At 65.6% G+C, this 7,728-nt stretch carries 7 protein-coding genes; all 7 read right to left on the reverse strand.

The window, feature by feature from the left end:
• Window positions 1-64 precede the first annotated feature (64 nt).
• A complete protein-coding gene (locus tag D0T11_RS16615) occupies window positions 65-1,180 on the reverse strand; it encodes an ABC transporter permease (RefSeq protein ID WP_119656921.1) in 1,116 nt (371 codons plus the stop codon).
• 24 nt (window positions 1,181-1,204) lie between these two features.
• Window positions 1,205-2,320, reverse strand: coding sequence for an ABC transporter permease (locus tag D0T11_RS16620; RefSeq protein ID WP_119656922.1), 1,116 nt, complete (start codon window positions 2,318-2,320; stop codon window positions 1,205-1,207).
• 7 nt (window positions 2,321-2,327) lie between these two features.
• A complete protein-coding gene (locus D0T11_RS16625; protein WP_119656923.1) occupies window positions 2,328-3,101 on the reverse strand; it encodes an ABC transporter ATP-binding protein in 774 nt (257 codons plus the stop codon).
• On the reverse strand, window positions 3,098-4,072 hold the full coding sequence (locus D0T11_RS16630) for an ABC transporter ATP-binding protein (protein WP_245990957.1): 975 nt from the start codon (window positions 4,070-4,072) through the stop codon (window positions 3,098-3,100). Before D0T11_RS16630 ends, D0T11_RS16625 begins: the two co-directional genes overlap by 4 nt.
• A 107-nt stretch (window positions 4,073-4,179) precedes the next feature.
• Window positions 4,180-5,097, reverse strand: a complete 918-nt coding sequence (locus D0T11_RS16635) for an HlyD family secretion protein (RefSeq protein WP_182888461.1) — start codon at window positions 5,095-5,097, stop codon at window positions 4,180-4,182.
• 13 nt (window positions 5,098-5,110) lie between these two features.
• Entirely contained in the window at window positions 5,111-6,430 is a 1,320-nt protein-coding gene (locus tag D0T11_RS16640; protein ID WP_119656925.1) for a TolC family protein, read from the reverse strand.
• Between the two features lie 39 nt (window positions 6,431-6,469).
• Window positions 6,470-7,096 (reverse strand): TetR/AcrR family transcriptional regulator, encoded by a 627-nt coding sequence (locus D0T11_RS16645; RefSeq protein WP_119656926.1) that lies wholly within the window; start codon window positions 7,094-7,096, stop codon window positions 6,470-6,472.
• Window positions 7,097-7,728 lie beyond the last annotated feature (632 nt).

Below are 7,728 nucleotides of genomic sequence, written 5' to 3' on the forward strand. Positions count from 1 at the left end.
CGAGTGAGCCAGCCCAGAGCAACCGGCTGTTGGGCGCGGGTTGAGCCTGGGGTACACATATTGCTCAGCCCGAGGTTTTGCGGTAGCGCCACACGGCCAGGGCATTCACCGTGAGGGCCAGTAGCAGCAGGGCTCCCAGTGGCCCGGCAATGTCGCGCGCGGTACTGCCCTTGAGCAGCACCATGCGGGCGATGCGGATGATGTAGGCCAGGGGGTTGAGCCGGTCGAGGGCCTGGGCCCAGGCCGGCATGTACTCGATGGGCGTGAACAAGCCGCTGAGCAGCACGAAGATGATGAGGAAGAAAAACGCCACGAACAGCGCCTGCTGCTGCGTACGGCTGCTGGCCGAAATCAGCAGGCCGATGCCCAGCGGCACGGTGAGGTAGAGGGCGGTGGCGGCGTAGAGCAGCGGCAGGCTGCCCACCAGCGGCACCTGAAACACCAGCCGCGCCACCAGCAGCCCCACGCTGAGCTGGTAGAAGCCCGCCAGCCAGAACGGCAGCAGCTTGCCCAGCATAAACTGCCACTTGCGAATGGGCGTGACGTTGAGTTGCTCGATGGTCCCGATTTCCTTTTCGCGCACGATGTTGAGCGTGGCCAGAAACATCACAATCAGCGTCATAATCTGGAAAATGAGCCCCGGCACCATGAACGTTTTGTAGTTCAGGCGCGGGTTGTACCAGTAGGCCGGCACCACCTCCAGCCCCCCGCGCCCGGCCAGCACGGCCGCCACCGTGGCGGGCCGGGCCTCGCCCTGGTACGCCTGCACGATGCTGGCCGCGTAGCTGCCTGCCAGCCCGGCCTTCACGCTGTTCAGGGCATTTACCAGCAGCTGCACGTCGGCCCGGCGCTCGCGCACCAGCGCCCGCTCGAAGTGGCGCGGCACCACCAGCACTACGTCGGCGCGGTCGCGTAGCAGGTCCTGCTCGGCGGCGCGCACCGAGGGGCGCACGGCCACCAGCCGGAAGTAGGGCGTGTACTGAAACTTATCGACCAAGCGGCGGGCGGCCGGGCTGTGGTCCTGGTCTACCACCACCAGGTTGAGGTTGCGGATTTCGTAGTTGGCCGCGTTGGAGAGCACCAGCAGCTGCACCACCGGCGCCAGCAACAGCAGCAGCAGCGTGCGGTTGCGGCGCAGCTGATGAAATTCCTTTTCGAGCAAAAACCAAACGATGCGCATGAGCAGCTTGCAGTTAAGATGGTATCAGGCCAGCCGGCTTTTGAGGGAGCGGAAGGCCAGCAGCAGCAGCCCGGCGGCCAACGCCAGCAGGGCGGCGGTTTCGGGCCACAACTCGCGCAGGCCCAGGCCCTTTATCATGATGCCCTTGAGAATGTCGATGTAGTAGCGGGCCGGAATCAGGCGCGACACGGCCTGCATGGGCGGGGGCATGCTTTCGAGCGGAAACAGGAAGCCGCTCAGCATCACGGTGGGCAGCAGCAGGCTCAGAATAGAGAAGAGCATGGCCCCCTGCTGCGTGCTGGAGCGCGTGGAAATAAACACGCCCAGCGCCAGCGCCACGAAGGTGTAGAGCAGGGTTTCGAGCAGCAGCAGCCCCAGACTGCCCCGCATGGGCATGCCCAGCCCCCACACGCCCAGGGCCAGAATAACGAGGGCATTGCCGAAAGACAGCAGAAAATACGGCACAATCTTGCCCAGAATGAAGGGCAGCTGCCGCATGGGCGACACCAGCAGCACTTCCATGGTGCCGGTTTCCTTTTCGCGGGCAATGGTGATGCTGGTGAGCATGGCCGACACCAGCAGCAGAATCAGGGCCATGGTGCCGGGCACGAACGTGTAGGCCGCCTCCAGGCTGGGGTTGAAGTAGAGCCGGGCCACGGCCTCCACGTGCGGGCCGGCCGTGCCGGGGGCGGGCGGCGGCAGCTCCTGCCGGGCATAGTCGCGCACAATGCTCGTGGCGTAGCTCACCAGGCTGGTGGCGGTGTTCTGGTCCGAGGCATCGGCCACGAGCTGCACCTGCGCGTGGCCCAGGTGGTCGAGTTCGTGCGAGAAGCCGGCCGGAAACACCACCGCCAGCTTGATATCGCCCTGCCGGAACGCCGCCTCCACCTCCCGGTACGAGCCCAAGTAGTGGCGCAGCCCGAAATAGTCCGACGACAGCAGCCGCGCCTGCACCTGCCGGGCGTGGGGGCCTTTGTCGAAGTCGAGCACGGCCACATCGGCGTTTTTCACCTCGTTGGTGAGCGCGAAGCCGAAAAGCGTGACCAGCACCACGGGCATGCCAAACAGGATGAGCAGGGTGCGGCGGTCCCGGAAAATATGGTAGAACTCCTTGCGCACGAACAGAAGAAAAGCTTTCATGGCGGGCCTATTCGGTGTTTTTGGCCCCTCGGGCCAGCTGAAGAAAAACCTCGTTCATGTCGGCCGCCCCAAACTGCTGCTTCAGCCCGGCCGGCGTGTCCAGAGCCGCCATCCGGCCATCGACCATAATGGACACCCGGTCGCAGTACTCGGCCTCATCGAGGTAGTGGGTGGTGATGAACACGGTGACGCCCCGGGCCGCTGCTTCGTACAGCAAGTCCCAGAACTGCCGGCGCGTGATGGGGTCTACGCCGCCCGTGGGCTCGTCCAGGAACACCACCGCCGGGTCGTGGAGCAGGGCCACCGAGAAGGCCAGCTTTTGCTTCCAGCCCAGCGGCAGGCTGCCCACCAGCGCGTCGCGCTCGTGGGCCAGGCCCAGCCGCCCCAGCAGCGCTTCGGTCTTGGCCCTGATTTCGGTGGTGCGCAGCCCGTACACGCCGCCGTAGAAGCGGATGTTCTCGCGCACCGTCAGGTCGTCATAAAGCGAGAATTTCTGGCTCATGTAGCCGATGCGCCGCTTGATGGCTTCCGGCTCGCGCCCCACATCGAAGCCTGCCACCGAGGCCACCCCACCCGAGGGCGTGAGCAGGCCGCAGAGCATACGCATGGCCGTGGTCTTGCCCGCCCCGTTGGCCCCCAGAAAACCGAATATCTCGCCCGCCGCCACCTCAAAGCTGATGGCATCGACGGCCGTAAATGCCCCGAAGGTCTTGGTCAGCCCCTCGGCCCGAATCACTGGCCCGGCCACCGCGCCGGGCAGCTGTGTTGCGGCCCCGCTCATCGTGCGGTGGGGGCTGTAGCGGCCGGCCGGGCCCCCAGCAGCTCCATAAATGTGTCCTCGATGGTGGGCGTGAGGCCCCGCAGCTGCACCTGGGCGTGGCCCGCCCGCGCCAGGTAGCCCAGCAAGTCGGCCTCCGCCGTGCCGGTTGTGGCAGCAGCCGTGGCGGCGGGCAGCAAACTCAGGTGGGCTTCTTCGCCGAAGGCATACACCGTGCGCGTGGCCGGGTAGGCCCGCAGGCTTTGCAGCAGCGGATAAAGGCTGCCCGTGGCCCGCACCGCGTACAGCGGCACCGGATAGGCGGCTTGCAGGGCCGCCGGGGTATCCACGCGCAGCACCTGGCCTTCCTGCAGCAGGGCCACCCGCTCGCAGCGTGCCGCTTCATCCATGTAGGGAGTCGAAACCATAATGGTGATGCCGCGCGCCTTCAGCTGCCCCAACACCTGCCAGAACTCCTGCCGCGACACGGCATCCACGCCCGTTGTGGGCTCATCGAGCAACAGCACTTCGGGCTTATGAATCAGGGCGCAGCACAGGGCCAGCTTCTGCTTCATGCCCCCCGACAAGGCCCCTGCCCGCCGGTCGCGGAACGGGGCCAGCGGCTCATAAATATCCCGAATCAGCTCGTAGTTAGCCCGCACCGTGGTGCGGAACAGGGCCGCGAAAAAGTCCAGGTTTTCTGCCACCGTCAGGTCGGGATAGAGCGAGAAGCGGCCCGGCATGTAGCCCACCACTTCCCGAATGGCCCGCATGCCGCCGCGCGTGTCGTGCCCGGCCACGGCGGCCGTGCCCGCATCGGGCAGCAGCAGCGTGGCCATGATGCGAAACAGGGTGGTTTTGCCCGCCCCGTCGGGGCCGATGAGGCCGAACAGCTCGCCCGGCGGCACGCGCAGGCTCACGTCCTGCACCGCCTGCACGGGGCCATAGCTTTTGCTCAGGTGTTGAAGGTCGATGGCGAACATGGCGGCGGGCATCAGGTGGGAGAAAAGAGGGTGGCGGAGCTTAGGGGCTATCCGAACAGGCAAAACAAGAACGGTCATGCTGAGCTCGGCTCAACATGACGACCAATTCGAATAGGCACTCAAAACCGCACGTCGGCGGGCATCCCGATTTTCAGGCTGCCATCGTTGGGCACGGCAATTTTCAGGGCGTACACCAGGCTCACCCGGTCCTCTTTGGTTTGCACCACTTTGGGAGTGAATTCCGACTTGCTGGCCACCCACTGCACCCGGCCGGGATACTCGCGCTGGCCGCCGTCGGGGGCATCCACCAGCACCTTCACCGCCTGTCCCAGCTTCACGCGGGTAAGCTGGTCGCCGGCCACGTAGGCCCGCAGCACCAGCTGCCGCGTATCGCCGATTTTGTAGAGCGGCTGGCCGTAGCCCACCACCTCGCTCGGCTCCACATACACCGTAAGCACGGTGCCGGCCACGGGGTTCACCACGCGGCTGCGCCGGAGCTGGTCGTCGAGCTGGCTCAGCTGGGCCTGGAGCGGGCCAGCCTGTGCGGCCGTGCCCCGGGCCTGGGTACCCAGGGCGGCGCGCTGGGCGGCGGCCTGCTTTTGGGCCACAGCCAGCTGGTAGTCCAGGTCGTCGAGCTGTTTGGCGGGCACGGCATCGGCGCGCACCAGGTTCAGCACGCGCTGCCGCTCGCGCCGCAGGTTGGCCGCCTGCTGCTCCAGGGCCACCAGCTGGGCGGGCACATCGGGGGTTTGGGCGCGCACGGCCCGCACGCTGGCCAGCAGCTGCTGGCGCCGCAGCGACAGGGCCAGCGTGTCTACCAGGCCCACCACGCGGCCGGCGGGCAGCTCATCGCCCTCGCGCACGGCCAGGCGCAGCAGGGGGCCGGTCGCCTCGGCCGCCACCACATACTCGGTGGTTTCAAAATTGCCCGAGGCATCGAAGCGCGGGGCGGCGGGCTGGCAGCCGCTCAGCAGGCCTGGCACCACCGCCAGGGCCAACAACCAAAAGCGTAGCGGGGAGTGAAGAAGATGAAGCATACGGCGGGAAGAATTAAGGCTGAGTTGGGGAAGCAGAATCGGTGGCGGCGGGGCCGCCTTGGGCGCTGAGCAGAGCTGCCTGGGTTTGCAGCAACTGCAGGCGGTGCAGCTGCTCGTTGAGCTGGGCCTGCGCCAGCTGGTTGGCATCGGCGAAGTAATCAGCAAACCCGATGATGCCGTTGGCCAGCTGTACGGCCGACGTGGCGCGCACCTTTTCGCGCAGCGTAATCAGGGCCTGGTCGGTGGTGAGCAGGTCGCGGTAGCGGTCCACGGCGCTTTGCTGGGCCACCAGGGCCACGCGCTGGCTTTGCGCGAAGCTTTGCTGCTGCACCGCCACGGCCTCGGCATCCAGCTGGAGCAACTGCTGGTCCTGCCGCCGGGTGGTGTAGCCGTTCAGGGTCCAGCTCAACCGCAGCCCGCCCAGGCCGTAGGCATGCAAGTCGTTGCGGAAAAAGTTGAGCCCCGGCCGGCCGTAGCCCGCCTGCCCAAAGGCACTCAGGCGCGGGCCTAGGCGGGCATCGAGCAGGCGCGCCTGGCCCGCCAGCTGCGCCCGCTGCTGTTGGTAGAGCGCCCACTCGGGGCGGGGCGGAGCCGGGGGCAGCTCGGCGGGCAGCTCCAGCGCCGTGGTGGGCGGCAGGAGCCGGCCCAGCAGCTCGCCCAGCTGGCCTAATAGCATGGCCCGCTGCCGGGCCAGGTCGCACACCTGCTGGTCGAGGCCCAGGGTTTCGGCATCGAGGCGGGCCAGGTCCTGGCCGGTGGCCGTGCCGTAGCGCTGGCGGGCGGCCAGGGCAGTGCGGCGCGTGAGCAGGTCGGTGCGCAGGCCCTGGCGCAGGCGGCTGGTTTCATCGGTGAGCAACACGCCAAAAAACAGGTTGTCAACCTGTTCGCGCACCTTATACAAGCCCACCTCCGCCTGCCGGTTGCCGGTGGCGCGGCCCAGCTGCTCCTGCTGCTGCTGCTGCCGCGTGAGGCCGCCGTCGTAGAGGTTCTGGCTCAGGTCGAGAGTGAGGCGGTATTGGTCGCGGGCCACGGCGGGCAGGGCCACGCCGGGCAGGTCGAGCGGCACACGGGTTACCTCGGTCTGGTAGCTGGCCTGGGCATTGAGGGCTACCTGCGGGATTTGTTGCAGGGTTTTGAGCCGGGTAATGCGCGCGGCAGCCTGCTCGTCGTTCAGGGCCAGCTGCCGCAGCAGCGGGTAGTGCTGCCGGGCCTCGGCGTAGCAGGCGGCCAGCGTGAGGGGCGGCCCGTCGGCGGGGGCGGGCGGCACAGCCTGGGCCAGCGCCCCGCGGCCCAGCAGCGCCAGCGCCAGCAGAAGGATTCGAGACTTATCCATACGATTTAACTACTTGGTTAAACAAGAGGCAAAAAAATATCAGGCCTGAATGGCCCGGATGACAAACTCGGCCACTTCCGTGCGGCGGCGCTCCATTTCGACCTGGAAATCGGCCTCCGACAGCGCCAGCACGGCCTGAAAAATTGGCTTTCCCATGAACGGGAATACGGCCATCGACATCATATTCATCAGCAGCTCGGTCGAGGCCATGGGCCGGATGCGACCCTCGGCCACGGCCTCTGCCACTTGCCGGTGGAAGGCGTCCAAGCGCGGCTTCTCCTTACGGGTAATGGATTTAAAGAAAAACTCCGGATTGCGGTTAATCTCATTCACCACGAACAGCGGCAGGAAGCTGTTGGCGCTCACGAAGGTGATGTACTCGCGCACCACCCGACGAATCTTCTCAAAAAGCTCCAAATCCGACTCCAGCAGGGCCAGCATGCGGGGCAGCAGGGTGCCTACCGCCCGCCCCACAATGAGCTTAAAAAGCTGCTCCTTGCTGCGGAAATAGTAATGCAACAGGGCTTTGTTGATGCCGGCACGGTCGGCAATTTCCTGCATCCGCGCCCCGCTCATGCCCTTCTCCAGAAACACCTGCTGCGCCGCTTCCAGGATAAGCTCCTCGGTGCTCACTTTGGGGGCGACGGTGGATGGTTGTTTCGGCATAATGGATTAACCGTTTGGTTAACTTCTGAGCAAATATACGCAGTGGGCGGTACTTGTTGGGGGAAATCTTATCGGTCAACAGGGCAAAAACACCGCGAAGTTAGTTCGTGCCCAAGGGCATTGGGGCGAACTGGCTGAGCAGTTGCCGGAAACAGATACCATTTTTTTGCCTGATAGTATGCACGTTAGCGACCCGACACTGACCAACGCCGCAGTAATGGCGCGCTGGCGGCGATGCTCACCACGCTGCCAGCAGCCTCCCCAGATTGGGCACCTGCGGAATGGCAACGGGTTCGTTGGCTTTACTACCTCCTTAGGTTCGGGCCAGGCACTGGCGCTGCCCGGGAGTCCGGACGCTGACCAGCCAGCACCCGCTGAATAACGGCGCTTGGCTCGGGTACGCAGCGCCTCTCCACCCGATAGTCCGTTACCTGCCAAAAGAAATCCGTTCCTTTGGCGGTGGTATAATGCGAGGTGATTCAAGTTGGCGTTAACCGACGGTTGTGCTCGTCGATGACGAGTTGGATGCGCATGTGGTGCATTTTCTCGCACCGACTGAACGAGCAGGACTTGCGCACCAACACGCCGCACTTTTGGCGCAACGAACAGTTGATGGCCTCCACGATGCTCGT

The sequence above is a fragment of the Hymenobacter rubripertinctus genome (assembly GCF_003583925.1).
Classification (GTDB): Bacteria; Bacteroidota; Bacteroidia; order Cytophagales; family Hymenobacteraceae; genus Hymenobacter; species Hymenobacter rubripertinctus.